The 15620-nt window shown below is 42.6% G+C and carries 15 protein-coding genes; 9 read left to right on the top strand and 6 right to left on the bottom strand.

What is annotated here, in order from left to right:
* The first annotated feature begins 132 nt into the window (after positions 1-132).
* The 5 genes from PWQ49_RS07160 (at position 133) to PWQ49_RS07175 (ending at position 4294) form a co-directional block, all read left to right on the top strand.
* The gene (locus PWQ49_RS07160) at positions 133-339 is read left to right on the top strand and encodes a type II toxin-antitoxin system HicB family antitoxin (RefSeq protein WP_300609400.1); all 207 of its coding nucleotides are present in this window, start codon (positions 133-135) and stop codon (positions 337-339) included.
* A gap of 116 nt (positions 340-455) precedes the next feature.
* A complete protein-coding gene (locus tag PWQ49_RS08365; RefSeq protein ID WP_363321837.1) occupies positions 456-551 on the top strand; it encodes a type II toxin-antitoxin system HicA family toxin in 96 nt (31 codons plus the stop codon).
* A gap of 208 nt (positions 552-759) precedes the next feature.
* Complete coding sequence (locus tag PWQ49_RS08370) at positions 760-1098, top strand: hypothetical protein (RefSeq protein ID WP_363321838.1); 339 nt, start codon at positions 760-762, stop codon at positions 1096-1098.
* Between the two features lie 41 nt (positions 1099-1139).
* The gene (locus tag PWQ49_RS07170) at positions 1140-1832 is read left to right on the top strand and encodes a type I restriction endonuclease (protein WP_300609402.1); all 693 of its coding nucleotides are present in this window, start codon (positions 1140-1142) and stop codon (positions 1830-1832) included.
* Positions 1793-4294 carry a type I restriction endonuclease subunit R gene (locus tag PWQ49_RS07175; RefSeq protein ID WP_300609404.1) on the top strand — a complete coding sequence of 834 codons (2502 nt, stop codon included), beginning with the start codon at positions 1793-1795 and terminating at the stop codon, positions 4292-4294. Before PWQ49_RS07170 ends, PWQ49_RS07175 begins: the two co-directional genes overlap by 40 nt.
* 50 nt (positions 4295-4344) lie before the next feature.
* Here the strand turns inward: PWQ49_RS07175 and feoB are convergent, their stop codons facing one another.
* Together feoB and PWQ49_RS07185 are read right to left on the bottom strand one after the other, a co-directional pair.
* A complete protein-coding gene (feoB, locus tag PWQ49_RS07180; protein ID WP_300609406.1) occupies positions 4345-6318 on the bottom strand; it encodes a ferrous iron transport protein B in 1974 nt (657 codons plus the stop codon).
* On the bottom strand, positions 6311-6991 hold the full coding sequence (locus tag PWQ49_RS07185) for a metal-dependent transcriptional regulator (RefSeq protein WP_300609409.1): 681 nt from the start codon (positions 6989-6991) through the stop codon (positions 6311-6313). Before PWQ49_RS07185 ends, feoB begins: the two co-directional genes overlap by 8 nt.
* A gap of 175 nt (positions 6992-7166) precedes the next feature.
* Between PWQ49_RS07185 and PWQ49_RS07190 the strand changes: the two genes are divergently transcribed.
* Both PWQ49_RS07190 and PWQ49_RS07195 read left to right on the top strand, forming a co-directional pair.
* Entirely contained in the window at positions 7167-8108 is a 942-nt protein-coding gene (locus tag PWQ49_RS07190; RefSeq protein ID WP_300609411.1) for a deoxyhypusine synthase family protein, read from the top strand.
* A gap of 21 nt (positions 8109-8129) precedes the next feature.
* On the top strand, positions 8130-9173 hold the full coding sequence (locus PWQ49_RS07195) for a decarboxylase (RefSeq protein ID WP_300609413.1): 1044 nt from the start codon (positions 8130-8132) through the stop codon (positions 9171-9173).
* Here PWQ49_RS07195 and PWQ49_RS07200 read toward each other — a convergent pair whose 3' ends face one another.
* Entirely contained in the window at positions 9174-9716 is a 543-nt protein-coding gene (locus PWQ49_RS07200; RefSeq protein WP_300609415.1) for an arginine decarboxylase, pyruvoyl-dependent, read from the bottom strand.
* 459 nt (positions 9717-10175) lie between these two features.
* On the opposite strand from PWQ49_RS07200, the gene lysS reads away from it, so the two are divergent.
* Together lysS and PWQ49_RS07210 are read left to right on the top strand one after the other, a co-directional pair.
* Positions 10176-11762 carry a lysine--tRNA ligase gene (lysS, locus tag PWQ49_RS07205; protein ID WP_300609417.1) on the top strand — a complete coding sequence of 529 codons (1587 nt, stop codon included), beginning with the start codon at positions 10176-10178 and terminating at the stop codon, positions 11760-11762.
* A 110-nt stretch (positions 11763-11872) separates the two neighbouring features.
* On the top strand, positions 11873-12391 hold the full coding sequence (locus tag PWQ49_RS07210; protein ID WP_300609439.1) for a class I SAM-dependent methyltransferase: 519 nt from the start codon (positions 11873-11875) through the stop codon (positions 12389-12391).
* On the opposite strand, the gene PWQ49_RS07215 is transcribed toward PWQ49_RS07210, so the two are convergent.
* Genes PWQ49_RS07215 through PWQ49_RS07225 form a run of 3 tightly spaced genes read right to left on the bottom strand, consistent with a single transcriptional unit; the run spans position 12388 to position 15483 of the window.
* A complete protein-coding gene (locus PWQ49_RS07215; RefSeq protein ID WP_300609419.1) occupies positions 12388-12639 on the bottom strand; it encodes a pro-sigmaK processing inhibitor BofA family protein in 252 nt (83 codons plus the stop codon). The two genes, PWQ49_RS07210 and PWQ49_RS07215, sit on opposite strands and share 4 nt — an antisense overlap.
* Positions 12640-12667: 28 nt before the next feature.
* The gene (locus PWQ49_RS07220; protein WP_300609421.1) at positions 12668-13093 is read right to left on the bottom strand and encodes a nucleoside 2-deoxyribosyltransferase; all 426 of its coding nucleotides are present in this window, start codon (positions 13091-13093) and stop codon (positions 12668-12670) included.
* Complete coding sequence (locus PWQ49_RS07225) at positions 13090-15483, bottom strand: U32 family peptidase (RefSeq protein WP_300609423.1); 2394 nt, start codon at positions 15481-15483, stop codon at positions 13090-13092. The genes PWQ49_RS07220 and PWQ49_RS07225 overlap by 4 nt, the downstream gene beginning before the upstream one ends.
* Positions 15484-15620 lie beyond the last annotated feature (137 nt).

A 15620-nucleotide genomic window follows, 5' to 3' on the forward strand; every position in this document is an offset into this window, starting at 1 on the left:
GATTAAGACAATTATCATTAATTATATAAGTGAAAAATAATAGTCCTATTTTGGAAAATTACCAAAAACTACCAATTTCTACCAGATTGGTAGTAATCACATTTAATATAACAGAAACACTGATGGATAACTATGCAATACACAGTGGTTCTTGAGGTTGCAGAAGAGGGCGGATACACTGCACGCTGTCTGGAACTTCCGGCGGCCATAAGTGAAGGCGACACAAAAGAAGAAGCCCTTGAGAACATTCGGGAAGCCATAGAACTGGTGCTTGAAGTCACACAGGAACAGGCCAGGGTACTTGGCGAAATTGCAAAGGTTGATGTTGCAAGTGTCTGAACTGCCAGTAATCTCCGGTCAGAAAGCCATCACAGCCCTGGTGAAACTGGGCTTTGTAGTTGTCAGGCAGAAAAGGCAGTCACGTTTTTTTACAACGCGGGAGTGATACAGTAACCGTGCCCTTGCATGATCCCCTTAAAAAAGGGACTCTAAAAAGCATCCTCAGACAGGCAAATGTTGAGCCTGAGGAATTATTGGGATTTCTGAAATAATGAGATGGGATTTTTAAGTAGACTAAGATGTCAAAAAGCGGTTGAATTGCACATCAAAGTTCTTGTTGTATGCAATAGCCATAACTACCAAAAACTACCAATTTCTACCGGATTGGTAGATATTGCCACACTATCTCTGTGAACTCCGGGCCCTGCGCGTATTGCAGGCGCAGCAGACATCCACCTTCTGCGGTGATGGATGCCCTCTGTGGTTACATTTGTTCACATTCTTGTTTTTCACATAGATCTGGAGAGTCAAAGAAAATCCCCGATAAATAAAAGACTTTTAATAGATGTAAAAATACTATTTCCTACAACTGCACATGTAAAGGTAATCAACATGAGTGAAAAGAAAACACATGGTGTACCCGCATTATTATCATTTTTTATGCCGGGCTTAGGGCAAATCATAAAGGGGGAAATTTTCAAGGCCATAGGCATATGGATAGGACTGGCTACTGGTTACTTGCTAAGCTTCGTACTTATAGGATTTATACTCGTCCCCATTATCTGGCTATGGCAGATATATGATGCCTACAACAACTGAATTGAGGAAAACTGCCCCTTTAGCACTTTAAAGGAATACCTATGACTTCTATAATCCCCGAATCCGAAGTAGAGGAAGCCGCCCTCGACATACTCATATCCGATCTGGGTTATGGATACCGCTACGGTCCCGATATAGCCCCGGACATGCCGGATGCTGAAAGGGAAGGCTACGGGGATGTTGTGCTTATTGGCCGCCTCCGGGAAGCCATAGATGCTCTAAACCCTAACATTCCCGAAAGTGCCAGGGATGAAGCCCTCAAAAAAGTTCTCAGGGAGGAAAGTCAGGACCTTGTGCATAGCAACCGTGCATTCCATAGAATGCTGGTAAACGGCGTTGATATCGAATATCAGGGAGTGGACGGGGAAACGGTTTATGACAAAATCTGGCTTTTTGATTTTGATGAACCTGAGAACAACGACTTCCTTGCGGTAAACCAGTTTACGGTCATTGAAGACAGGAACGAACGCAGACCCGATGTTATCCTTTTTGTAAATGGGCTCCCCCTTGTAGTTATCGAACTCAAAAGACCCGATAATGCCAATGAATTCGAGGACAATGAGACAATAGACAACGCCTTCAACCAGCTTCAGACCTACAAAAAAGAAATACCCTCCCTTTTCAGATACAATGCCTTCCTTGTGATCAGTGATGGGCAGGATGCCCGCGCCGGCAGCCTGACTGCCAGCAGCGAATGGTTTGTCCCGTGGAAAACCATCGAGGGGGAAAAATAGCCGAATTCACGATTCCTCCCATTGAAGTTCTTCTCAAGGGTATGTGCAACAAAAAAGTCCTTCTCGATATTATACGCAACTTCATCGTTTTTGAGGACAATCATGGTTCCATAACCAAAAAGCTTGCAAGATACCACCAATACCACGCTGTCAACAAAGCCGTAGAAAAAACAAAGCTTGCATCCCATCCCGACGGAGACCGAAGATGTGGTGTCATCTGGCACACACAAGGCTCTGGAAAAAGCCTCTCCATGGTTTTTTATTCGGGAAAACTTGTACTTGAACTCGACAATCCTACCATAGTGGTAATTACTGACCGAAACGATCTTGATGGTCAGCTCTTTGAGAACTTTGCAAGATGTAAGGATCTTCTCCGCCAGCAGCCAGTTCAGGCAGAATCAAGGGCAAATTTAAGGGAACTTCTCTCCGTCGCATCCGGCGGAATTGTTTTCACAACCATACAAAAATTCCTCCCCGGGGAAGACGAAGACAGGTATCCGATCCTTTCTGAAAGAAGAAACATTGTTGTCATAGCCGACGAGGCTCACAGGAGCCAGTACGGGTTTGATGCGAAGATCACACAGAAGAAAGACACTGCTCAGATAAACTATGGTTTTGCACAGCACATGAGGGATGCCCTCCCAAACGCCTCTTTCATTGGTTTTACAGGGACCCCGGTCGAACTGGATGACAGAAATACTCCAGCGGTTTTTGGAGATTATATTGATATCTACGACATTGAACAGGCAGTCCGTGATAAAGTAACTGTCCCCATCTACTATGAGAGCCGCCTCTCAAAGCTGGAAATTGCAGATGAAGTCCGTGAAACTCTTGATGCGGAATTTTACGGGATAACCGAAGGTCGTGCAGAATACGAAACCGAATCGCTGAAATCAAAATGGTCAAGACTTGAGGCAGTGGTTGGAAGCGAAGATAACCTGAAAAAACTTGCAGTGGACATAGTAAACCATTTTGAGAAGAGACTGGAAGACGGAATGGAAGGAAAAGCCATGATAGTCTGCATGAGCAGACGAGTATGTGCAGACCTGTACAATGAAATAATCAAACTGAGACCTCAGTGGCATGATAAAGATGATCTGAAAGGTCAAATAAAAGTAATTATTACCGGCAGTGCAGCAGATGATAAATCTCTGCAACCTCACATAAGGAGCAAACAACGCAGGCTCAAAATAAGAGATCGAATGCAAGACCCCAGTGATCCCCTAAAACTCGTCATCGTCTGTGACATGTGGCTTACAGGTTTTGATGCACCATGCCTGCACACAATGTACTTCATAAAATGGCTCACAGGACATAACCTAATGCAGGCAATTGCACGTGTGAACAGGGTATTTGGAGATAAACCCGGAGGTCTTATTGTAGATTATGTAGGACTACTGTACGACCTAAAACGTGCCATGGCAACCTATACTGATAGTGGAGGACGTGGCAGTCCAACAAACTACAAAGAAGAAGCCGTAAAAATCATGATGGAAAAGTACGAAATCGTACGTGACATGTTCTATGGCTTTGATTACTTGCGCATTTTTTCAGTCCCACCCAGGGAAAAACTTCAAGTTGTAAGGGAGGGTGCGGATTTCATTCTTTCAAAAGGAAGTACAGAAGAGGAAAGGACTCGTGAGAAAAAACGATTTATTCAGCATGTAACCGAACTATCAAAAGCCTTTGCACTATCCGCCCCACACTATGAAGCTGATAAAATAAGAGATGAAGTCGGATATTTCCAGTCTGTACGGGCAATTCTTGTAAAAATAGAAAGGAAATCCGGAAAATCAAAACAGGAAATCAACTCCGCAATAAAACACCTTGTATCAAAATCAATTGTAACAGATGAGATTATAGACATCTTTGACGCTGCTGGACTCAAAAAACCTAATATATCGATTCTTTCAGAAGACTTCCTTACCGAAGTCCGGGACCTCCCCCAGAAAAATCTGGCCTATGAAGTACTAAAGAAACTCCTTAATGACGAGATCAGAACAAGATCAAAAAAGAATCTCATCCAGAGCAGATCTTTTGCTGAAATGCTTGAAAAATCAATTAATAAATACAAAAGCAGGAGTATCGACACAGTACAGATAATCGAAGAATTAATCGAGCTTGCCAGAAAGATGAAGGAAGCGGATAGGAGGGGAGAGGATCTGGGTCTCAATGAAAAAGAAATTGCATTCTATGATGCCCTTGCTGCTAATGAAAGTGCAATTGATGTTCTTGGTGACAGGACATTGAAACTGATGGCTACAGAACTTGTAGATCTCATAAGACAAAATGCGACAATCGACTGGACCCTCAGGAAAAATATTCAGGCAAAAATGAGAGCCAGTGTAAAAAGATTATTGAATAAATATGGCTATCCTCCTGACATGCGAAAGCTCGCAACCCAAAACATTATAAAACAGGCAGAAATGATCTGCAAAGATGTTGCTGTTGGCTCTGCATGAAATGAAAGATTGGAGTAACACAATAGCGAACTTTTAGCAATATAAGATACTCAAATTATTCCACCCCAATATTTCGCAACATAGTTGATTATTGCACCTACTGTAAATGCAAGGACAATTGTAAACGTTGATATTGCTACTGTATCCCTGCTTCCAAGCTCATGTTTAAGTATTGCAATTGTTGCAACACATGGCATATAGATAGTTGTTATGACCGCAAACACATACATCTGCAAAGGTGTCATGATAAGCAGGAAATTTGCAGTTCCCGCAAGTACTGCAAGGATTTCAAGAGCCATTTCTTTTCGCAATATTCCAAAAACAAGAGCTGTAGCTGCAAACGCAGGAAGCCCCAGAAGTCCTACTGATACCGGGGATACAAAATCATCAAACGTATCCAGAACACCCGTAACTTCAAGTGCGCCCAGTATAGCACTTCCTACAATCAAAAGGGGGAATGCAACATAGATGAATTCGCTAATTCGTATCCATGTTTTTTTCAGGGTCGCTACAGCGTCGGGTTTTCTCAATGGACTGATTTCCATAATTAAACCGGAGTGTTCTCCCGGAAGAGCCCTCCCCAGCATCCAGCCAACTGAAAGTATGATGACTGTCTCAAGAACGTAAATGGACACCGCCGCCCAGAATCCTACAAAAGTTCCTACAAGGCCCAGAATAATAACTGTACGGGCAGAGCAGGGAATTAAGGAAATAAGTAATGAAGCAATCCTGCGCTCCCTCATTGTATTAAGAGATCGTGTGGCCATTATTGCCGGAACACTGCAACCAAATCCCAATACAAGAGGTATCACAGAACGTCCGTGCAATCCAAGATAATGGGTTAAATGGTCCACGATATAAGATGCACGGCTAAGATAACCCGAATCCTCAAAAAGAGAGAGGATTATATAGAAAATTCCAATGTAGGGTATTGCAATTGCAAAACCTGCTTCGATACCTATAAGGGAATAAATCACAACGTTGCGAATAACAGGATTGGAATCTGCCATCATCAATCGTACAGGTTCAATCAAATATGTTTCAAAAAGATATACAATGCCTTCTTCAAGGAAACCCCCTCCACGGAACACAACAAAGAAAGTCAAAAGCAAAGCCATAACAAGACCAAATATTCCAACATATTCAGATGTCAATATCGAATCGATACGACATTTAAGCTTACTTTCCACTTCATGCTGGGAAGCAACAATCCGGGCAATCTGCCCTGCCTCACCATAAAGATCCCTTGCAATTGTATCTGAAACAGGTATACCATGCACCTGCTCAATTTTTTTTGCGATAGTGGATGCTTCATTGAAAAGGTATTCAGCTACCTTTTTTTCACACATTAGTTCTATAAATTCCACATCACCTTCAAGCGCACGCAGTATTGTAACTTCATCTACATCCGGGAATTTAGCACCAAGATCTTCAACTGCATATCGTATGTGATTGTCATAGTGAACATGAATTCTGCCGACACTGGATAGAGAAGGATCCACAGCCTTTTTCATAACCTCATCCAGTCCTATCCCTTTGGTGGCAATTGTGGGAATGACAGGAACACCAAGCAGTTCAGAGAGTTTTTTGGAATCGATTTCAATTCCCATTTCACGGGCAGCATCAACCTGGTTAAGTGCAACCACTGTGGGTATCCCGAGTTCAAGTACCTGAAGAGTTAAAAACAGGTTGCGCTCCAGACGGGTTGCATCAACCACATTAACAATAACATCCGGTTTCTCCTTTAACAGATAGCGCTTGGATACTTTCTCGTCTTCAGTTGCCGCACCAAGCGAATAAATACCTGGTAAATCCACGACATTTACTACCCTGTTGCCTATCTGAACACTACCCTGTGTAATTTCCACAGTTGTACCAGGGTAGTTGGAAACAATCACTCCTATTCCGGTAATCCTTGAGAAAAAAGCACTTTTCCCTACACTGGGGTTCCCTACAAAAGCAATATTTTTGGAACGGATGTCTATGGGCTGATTTGAAGAAGATGGGCAACAATGTTTAATCAACTTCACCTCCAGCATTATGCAGACACTTTCGCATTACGAATATTTTGTTTGCTATGACCTTACCCAGCGCAATTTCAGTTCCCTTCACAAGAATGGAAATACAACCCTGCTTTTGCCTTCGTTTAATTTCCACATCTTCACCTGTAATAATACCCAGAGATGTTAGCCTGTCGCGGTCCGATTTAGGGAGATGAATAAGTGCAACTATTGCCTTTTCTCCTTCATGAAGATCACTGAGGCGGATATAGTCACCTTCTGTGCTGCGGCATGTGTTTGAAACATCGGAAATATGCTTGCGGACAATTCCCTTCTCTTCCATATATGCCACCATACTCTCAAGTACAATATCCGAAGCAGAATGCTCAAGTACACAGGCTTCCCTGTCTGCAGCTACATCATCAATGTGCAGAACCTGAGACAGAAAATCACGGAGAATATTGTGCTTGTGCTGCAATTCCCTGGCTTTTTTAATACCTTTATCCGTTAATTCAACGCCCCTGTAAGGGATGTATTTGACAAAACCCTCATCTGACAACCTCTTGATCATTTCAGTAACCGTTGCCGGGGCTATGTCCATCTCATCCGCAATATCCTTGTTTTTTACTGGATAGTAATTCTTGCAGATAAGACTGAGAATTGTTTCAAGATATTCTTCTGTTTTTCCGGATGCCATGCAGCAATCACACCAAAATCCAACTTTTTGGGTATACTAATTTTGCTTGCATATATAACTTTTGTTTTCCCGAAAAGCTAAAACTCACAAACACTTTTTTAAACAAAAACTGCTTCTACGACTATACATAGATAATATCGATAAAAGTAGGATTCATGCACAATCGTGATTACTAATGGTAAGGGTAAAAGATCTTCGATGGAAAAAAGATATGCGTGTCTCGGAATTGGTTGATTCCTATGAGCATGTAGGATTCCAGAGTGTTGAATTGCAGCGGGCATCAGATGTTATAATTAAAATGAAAAAGGATTCTGCTAAAATCTTCCTCACATTTACATCCAACATGGTTACATCCGGACTTCGGGGATTTTTTGCACAGCTTATTGAACTGGGAATTGCCGATGTTATTGTTACAACAGTAGGCGGGCTTGAAGAAGACATTATGAAAGCCACAGGAGAAGTTTTCAGGATAGGGGATTTCCAGACGGACGATGTGGAACTTCATGAGCAGGGGATCAACCGTGTGGGAAACCTCCTGATCCAGAATGAAAGCTACATGAATTTCGAGGATTTGATTACCGATATCCTCGGAAAACTGTACGAAAAACAGAAACGATGGACTGTTTCCGGAATGCTCAGGGAAATCGGCTTATTGCTGGAGGATTCCCAGTCCATTCTGTATCAGGCTGCAAAAAACGATGTCCCGATATTCTGCCCAGCAATTACAGACGGAGCTTTTGGATTTCACCTTTACCTTTTCCAGCAGGATCATCCTGATTTCATGGTAGATGTGGTTAAGGACTTCGGAAATATTCTGTATGCAACAAGCTATGACGATAGAAAAGGAGTAATTGCACTTGGTGGCTCCATTTCCAAACATCATGCCATTCTTTCCACGTTGCTCAACGGCGGTGCAGAATATGCTGTTTACATGACTACGGCACATCGCACTTCCGGTAGTATGTCCGGTGCGAATACCAGTGAAGCAAAATCCTGGGGTAAAGTAAAGGATGAAAGTGATGTGGCAACTGTCATCGGAGATGTTAGCATTACTTTCCCTCTTGCTATGATCAGGGCACTGGACGAACTCGATAGCGAAGGGCTGTTGAAAAACTAAAAAACATATCCGGAGATCTAAATGACCGTTCCTGAACCCAAATTCATCATTTCCAAAAAAGCTGTTCTTGAGCAATACCACAAGGTAAGCGAAATTGCTGATATTGTATCCTATAGTTCCAAAACCAACCAGAAAGTCAGCCACATTCTTGAGGATAATACTGAAAGCTTTTTCAGTGTCCACATGGAAAATGAACTCAAGCACATCCGGGACATGTCAAGGATAATATTCCTTGCACAGGGGTGGACACCAGATCAGATTGAAGGGCTTTACAGGCGGGGAATCCGCTATTTTGTGGTGGACAACGAGTTTGACCTTGATCTTCTACTTAAAACCCTTAAAAACAGGGATTGGAAAATCAATCTCATGCTGCGTCTCAAGCTGAGGGAAAAATCCCTTCGTACAGAACGCTATTTTGTATTTGGCATGCCTTCTGCAGTTATCAACCGTCGCATCGGAGAATTAAGGGATAACCCGAAAATCGGGAAACTTGGAGTCCATTTCCACAGGAAAACCCAGAATGTCAGCGAATGGAAACTGCAACGGGATATTGAAGATGTACTGTCCCGGGAAACCATCGATGCCATTGATGTACTTAATATAGGTGGCGGATTGCCCTCACAATATGCAAACAGTAATGCTGATGTCATTGGCGGGATATTCAAGCGCATTGCCGATTTCAGGGATTATCTTCATAAGAAAAACGTGCAGTTGATGATTGAACCGGGACGATTTATAGCTGCTCCTGCAGGGAAACTTGTCACGTATGTGACCGGTGTTTATGACAACAATATCATCGTTAATGCTTCCGTTTACAACAGTGATATGGATGCGATTCTTGTTCCGGTTAAACTACGTGTTGAAGGAGAGCTTGACAACAAATCCGGCGAACCTTTTGTTATCAAAGGATGCACTCCATGTTCAATGGATTTATTCAGGTACCGGGTCTACCTTGATAAAAAACCGGTAATTGGGGATGCAATTACTTTCATCAATGCTGGCGCATACAACTTCAGGTCTGACTTCTGTGACCTTGAAGAAATCAGGACCGATATTGTTGACTGATTATTCCACAAAGACCATGGCTGCAACTACCGTGGTCCATAGACCGTTCTTGTTCCCTTTCGCAACCTGACAGATGTGAGTTGTATTGAAGATGTGCCCGCTTGCCTTGTAAATCTGTTCCCTCTCCTGCCATGCGGAATCCACATCAAATTCTATTCCAAGCGTTGTTGCAAGCATGGTTGCTGCGATATCCTCGGCATACATACCGGCAGTATCCTCATCTTCCCCGAATGAACTGTGTTCGGAAATGTAGCCATAGTTTTCCTCATTCTGGGGTATGGCGGTTCCTATTGCAGATGCTATCAAACGATGCGGCTCATTGGTCTGATTTCTGGCAAGAACACAATAGACGATTTCGCCGGGACTTAGGTATTTAAGTCCTTCTTCTTGTGTGACAACCTTACAGCTCGGGGGAAGGATGCTTGATACACATACAAGGTTGAATTTTTCAATCCCTGCGTCTCTCAGTGCAAGTTCGAATGAGGCAAGCTTATCCCTGTGGACGCCTGTGCCTCTGGTCAAAAACGCTTTTTTGGGGATCATATGGACTACTCCTATATTCCTCTATAAATATATTACACAATGGTAAGCCGGAATTAATGTACAACGAGTACTTCACAGTTTGAGTGTCTGACAGCGTTTTCTGCAATACTTTCGACCATCTTCAGTGCTATTAGCCCATTATTATTGCACCATTTTTAAATATAAAAACCACCAGAGGATATGGTGAAGGAAAAAACGAAAAAAGCCTTGTAGCAAATATGTTCCATATTTATTTCAGCAGCCAGATAGATCCGAAAACCACCTTAAGAGAATTGAACCTTTAGACGAATATACTGCGGTTCATGGCAAAGTATTAGGGGAAATAAATAATCTTATCAAATCCTGATTTCCCATGAGAGGCACAAAACACTTTAAGATGAATCCTAACCGCAGTCCTAAAGTAATAAATGGATTTTTTCTTTGTAATTTATTCATAATCATACCAAAATGGTGAATTTTATGGCAGATATAAAACATTGGGCAGAAGTAGTAGCTGATGATGTCCTTGAGCATGGAAACAGGCATATTGTGTCCACAGGCATCACTCCTTCAGGTCACATCCACATTGGAAATATGCGGGAAGTAGTAACCGCAGATGCTGTATACAGAGTACTTCTTGAACGCGATGCTGACGTTGAGCTTATCTACATGGCAGACAATTTCGACCCACTACGGAAAGTTTACCCGTTTCTTCCGGAAAGCTTTGCAGAACATGTGGGAAAACCTATATCCGAAATCCCCTGCCCCTGCGGAGAATGCGAAAACTATGCTGATCATTTCCTGAAACCGTTTCTTGAAGGACTTGAAAAACTGGGGATCCACCCTACTGTCTACAAAGCCGATGAACTTTACAAGAGCGGAAAATTTACAGAAGCAATAAAAACAGCCCTTCTGAAAAGGAATGAGATTGCAAAGATTCTCCTGAAAGTTTCAGGAAAAGAAGTTGACCCTGAATGGAGTCCTTTCAACCCCATATGCAATGAGTGTGGGAAAATGGATACAACCACCGTAACAGGATTTAATATTGATGATGAAACTGTTAACTACTCATGTTCATGCGGCTCCAATGGCACCGTCTCAATGGCAGGAGGAGGAAAACTCACCTGGCGTGTTGACTGGCCCGCCAAATGGAAGATGTTTGGTGTTACAGTGGAACCCTTCGGAAAGGACCACGCTTCCCGTGGCGGTTCCTACGATACCGGCAAGAGAATCTCTAAAGAAATATTCGGATATGAACCCCCAAAACCCATCATCTACGAATGGATAATGCTGGGAAAGGAGGGTGCAATGTCGTCATCCACAGGTGTGGTCGTATCCATCTCGGACATGTTGAAAGTTGTACCACCAGAAGTACTGAGATACCTGATCATCCGCACAAAACCCGAAAAACACATAAGGTTCGATCCGGCAATACCGCTGCTTACACTCGTGGATAATTTTGAACGCCTCCACTCCGCCGACAAACTTTCGGAATATGACAAAACCGTGCTGAGGCTTTCCCACGCCTCCGGCCTCTGCCACACTGACATCCCGTTCAAGCACATGACCACCATTTACCAGGTTGCACATGGTGACTTTGATAAAATAATGAAAATAGTGAGACGTGCCGGTTATGATGCTGAAAAGGAAAAGTGTATCAAGGAACTGGCCGACAACGTGGCTTCATGGCTGGACATGTTTGCTCCTGACATGGTCAAATTCAGTGTTCAGGAAAACATCCCGCCAATTGCTGCCACCCTCTCGGATGAACAACGGGCATTCCTGAAAGCCATGGCAGAATTCCTGCAGGATGCCGACGAACTGGACGGAGAGGATTATCACAACCTCATCTACTCTGCAAAGGAAGAAAACGGAGAGCTTCACAAAAGGATTAAGGAAATCCTCGGCGTGGATGAACTCTCACTCAGCCCGAAAACTCTCTTTAAGGCAATATATATTTCAGTCCTCGGACAGGCTTCCGGACCAAAAGCAGGCTGGTTCCTTTCATCCCTTGAGAAAGATTTCCTTGTCAAAAGATTTGCTGAAGCTGCCGATTTCCGCCCATGACAAATAGACCGCATTTTGATGCCTGGGAAGAAGAACACAGACACGTGCGCTGGACAGAAGCACGTAATCTACCTGAAATCAAAGGTCTGCTTTAGGATAATTCGAGGATTCTGGACCTGGGATGCGGCAAGGGGAGATACTGTCTTCCCCTTTCAAAAAAATATGAGATATTCGGAACAGATGTTTCCATTACCGCCTTGGGAAAATTGGAAAAAAAAGCAGAAGACAGGAACATTTCGCTGCCCCTGTTTCACTCAAGTGCCACACATATTCCCTTCAGAGATGAATCCTTCGACGCGGTGCTTTGCACAGGAGTCCTGCAACATCTTCTGGAAAACGAAAGAAAAGAAACGGCAGATGAAATCACGCGGGTTCTCAAGCCGGAAGGTATCCTTTTTTTAGAAGCCTTTGGGAGAGATGATTTCCGCTACGGTGGAGATGAAATTGAACCTCACACCTTTGCCAGGAAAAATGGAATAATTTACCACTATTTTACAAAAGATGAACTTAAAGAACTGTTTTGGAGTTTTGAGTATATTGATTTTAAGGAAGAAAAAAAGGAAAAGATTTTTCATGGGAAGAGATATTCCCGCCATTCAATTTTCTTTGTTGCAATGAAAAATGCTTAAAAGCTGAAAATCCCAAGATATTCAAGAAGTATAATCAGAAAAGCACCAATCGGACCTCCAATTGCACAGGTGAGAATTACCACTGCCGAATACGAGATTCCCAGCCCTAAGATTATATTACCCCCAAAAATAATTGCCAGACCGACTGCGGTGTTAACTATAAGGCTTTTAACAGTCTTGAGAGTTTTATATATTACCAATGCTACGATTATAGCAACCAGGACGAGAAGTATCTCAGCTCCAACCATGTATTAAAATACGCACGTTCAATATTTATTATTTGCCTATGATGGATAAAAAGAATTTACTGATGATTTGTTCCAGTTCCCAAAAATCTGAATAAGCTTCCACCCTGAGATGTGCATTTGTGTTCCCCAGAATCATAGCCGAAACCATTGAACCTTCTTCGTAAACACATAACACGGGAAGTTCCCTATGAAGAGCAGAACATACCTCATACCCCACACCTGTTGAAGCAACTGATACTTCCGCAACCATACAGTCACTCCTGTCGAGAAGATGTATATCCCGACTGAAAATTTCCGATTCCGGCATTGTTACTTCTTTTTTTTCTACATATGGATCTGCAACATGATAGCTGGTAATTTCATGACCCAATTCTTCTATAATCTTTGTCATCGTCCGGTACGTTGAGAGCTTCTGTCTTCCGCCACGAATCGAACCAGAAAGAAATACCTTCATAGAACACCCCTGTAATAGTGACCTCTTGTGTAGACATTGCCCTTTCTCTCCACTATTTTTCCCGTATCCAGGGCTTTTCTGTAGGCTGCAATCACTCCTTTGATATTATTCTCATCCCATCTGGCATCAATGCGGATACTGCTCACCCCCGTGTCTATGAGATCCTGCAGCTTTCCAAGCATACTGAGCTTTTTTGAATTAAGAATATGAGTTCTGCAATGCTCATCGGTAATAACTGGGAAGGAAAAGCCCTTCTCATCAACAAACTCATATCTTGCCTTTTTGCATGCACTCTCCGAAGGACCTCTGCACCCAAGAAGTTCCGCAAGCAGGCAATACTCGGAAACCATCAGCTCCAACCTGCCTTCAACTATTGCCTCCGATTCAAACGATATGGCGATTTCATTGATTTCCTTAAGGGTCAATTCCGGTGAGACTGTGGATAAAATACAGCCTTTTCCTTTCAGGAACGAAGATGAATAGCGATTGAATATATTCAGCGTTGAATCAGCTATCATCGGAATTTTTCTCTGGCTTGCCATATTGAGAACTGCTGCATTGGATGCCACAATGCCGTCGCATTCTGAAGACATATCAAGGATTTTAAGAACATCCGCCATTTCGGAATCCATGACAATCCGGGGAGTGAAGAGGTAAAGCTTACAATCGTGCTTCCGGCATAAAAATAAAGCCCTTTTAAAGTCCAGTTCTGAAAATCTATCTAAATATATGGCATTTGCCCCAGCAAGCACTGCCTCTTCAACACCTTTTAGGGAGGATACAGCAACTGCCAGTAAAATATCCCTCTCATGAAAATTAATTGGGATATTAGGAAGAGCAGGTCGTCTACAATCCCTGTGATATATTTCTGAACGCATCTTAGCAAGTTTTTCGGCAGCTTCATTCCGGAGATTATTGATTGCTTTTAGTGGAACAAAAACATTGCCTTCAAGTTTCACATCAATGTTGTGAGCTTCAAATACTGTATTTCCAAGTTTGTTCAATTGCTCTTCGATCTTTTCAGGAGTTATTGGATGACTTTTTGCTTCTTCCACATCGAAATCAGAGGAAACAAGAACCGACAGTGAATCCTTATCCCTCATTCGGATTTCAAGAGGTATTCCTGCTTTAATTCTAGCCTCAATGTCAATAGGAATTTTTCTCAGGGGATGTGGTGAAGAATAAGTTTTCTGAAGCACATCCATCTGGGATGAATCGGATGTTTTGAAAACAATTCTTTCTTTTTTCACCAAAGGAGACAAGATTTCAACAATATCTTCTGGAAAAGCTTTCTTAACTCTTTTCCCATTACGAAAAATTGCAGTTGCATGATATCCTGTTTCTCCGATGGATATACCGTCACCCTGTGTCAATGAACGTTTTAATTTTACCCTGACCCGTCCGTGATTACGATTGTAACCAATAACCTTACCCAGCTCCAATCCACGATTTGCAGGGTATTCCCTGCTCATCATACCACGACTTTTGCCTTCAAGGTAAGCAGAAGTAAAACCACGATTGAATAACTGCATTAAATCCTCTGCCTCACCTTCTGACACATAATAGGAGTCGGGATTTTCCATATACCTATCAATAAGAGTGCGATAAATGCGCACAACACCCGCTACATATTCCGGTCTTTTCATCCGGCCTTCTATCTTAAAAGAATCCACTCCCGCTTCTATTAACTCAGGAATAAGGGAGGCTGCACAGAGATCCTTGGGGCTTAGCAGGTAATCGCCCTTTGTTTCAATTTCCTGACCATTTCTGGTTAATCCGTACTTACGACGACAAGGCTGGGCACAGTAGCCACGGTTCCCGCTCCTGCCTCCTATCATACTGCTCATCAAACATTGTCCTGAATAGCAGATGCAAAGGGCACCATGAACAAAAATCTCGACTTCGATCCCACATGATTCTTTCAGTTTTTTGATGGAATCCAGACTCATTTCCCGTGAGAGTACAACTCGTTTTACTCCCATTTCCGCAAGCATTTCAACCGATGGTATATTGTGTGCGGTCATCTGGGTACTTGCATGTACTGGCAGTTCCGGATACCTTGATCGGACTTCATTGAGAAGACCTATATCCTGTACAATTACAGCGTCGGCGCCCATATTGCAAATCTTATGAAGCAAATCAAAAGCATCTTCGAATTCAATGTCTTTTATCAAAGTGTTGACAGTGACATAGGCCTTTACTCCCCTTACATGGGCAAAATCAATTGCTTCTTCAAGTTCTTCTTCGGAAAAATTGGTTGCATAAGCCCGGGCACTGAATAAATTACATCCCATATAGATAGCATCAGCACCATCTTCCACGGCTGCAACCAGCGAATCCCGGTTACCCACAGGAGCAAGTAATTCAGGAACTTTTACTTTCAGTCTCATTTTTCTGATATAGATGCTGCCCAGATAAGACATATACTGAGGATTCTGATAAACGTTCCTCTTCCAGAACTTCGATAAAATTTGTTCTTATTATTGTTCCATTTGCCTGTTTCCCAGTCAATTATTCTGAAATATCT

The organism is Methanohalophilus sp., from assembly GCF_030156785.1.
Lineage (GTDB): Archaea > Halobacteriota > Methanosarcinia > Methanosarcinales > Methanosarcinaceae > Methanohalophilus.

Excerpts from the sequence above, each read along its gene's own strand:
- PWQ49_RS07160 (WP_300609400.1), top strand. The coding sequence starts at position 133 with ATGCAATACACAGTGGTTCTTGAGGTTGCAGAAGAGGGCGGATACACT.
- PWQ49_RS07170 (WP_300609402.1), top strand. The coding sequence starts at position 1,140 with ATGACTTCTATAATCCCCGAATCCGAAGTAGAGGAAGCCGCCCTCGAC.
- PWQ49_RS07175 (WP_300609404.1), top strand. The coding sequence starts at position 1,793 with ATGGTTTGTCCCGTGGAAAACCATCGAGGGGGAAAAATAGCCGAATTC.
- PWQ49_RS07185 (WP_300609409.1), bottom strand. The coding sequence starts at position 6,991 with ATGGCATCCGGAAAAACAGAAGAATATCTTGAAACAATTCTCAGTCTT.
- PWQ49_RS07190 (WP_300609411.1), top strand. The coding sequence starts at position 7,167 with ATGGTAAGGGTAAAAGATCTTCGATGGAAAAAAGATATGCGTGTCTCG.
- PWQ49_RS07195 (WP_300609413.1), top strand. The coding sequence starts at position 8,130 with ATGACCGTTCCTGAACCCAAATTCATCATTTCCAAAAAAGCTGTTCTT.
- PWQ49_RS07200 (WP_300609415.1), bottom strand. The coding sequence starts at position 9,716 with ATGATCCCCAAAAAAGCGTTTTTGACCAGAGGCACAGGCGTCCACAGG.
- lysS (WP_300609417.1), top strand. The coding sequence starts at position 10,176 with ATGGCAGATATAAAACATTGGGCAGAAGTAGTAGCTGATGATGTCCTT.
- PWQ49_RS07215 (WP_300609419.1), bottom strand. The coding sequence starts at position 12,639 with ATGGTTGGAGCTGAGATACTTCTCGTCCTGGTTGCTATAATCGTAGCA.
- PWQ49_RS07220 (WP_300609421.1), bottom strand. The coding sequence starts at position 13,093 with ATGAAGGTATTTCTTTCTGGTTCGATTCGTGGCGGAAGACAGAAGCTC.
- PWQ49_RS07225 (WP_300609423.1), bottom strand. The coding sequence starts at position 15,483 with ATGAGACTGAAAGTAAAAGTTCCTGAATTACTTGCTCCTGTGGGTAAC.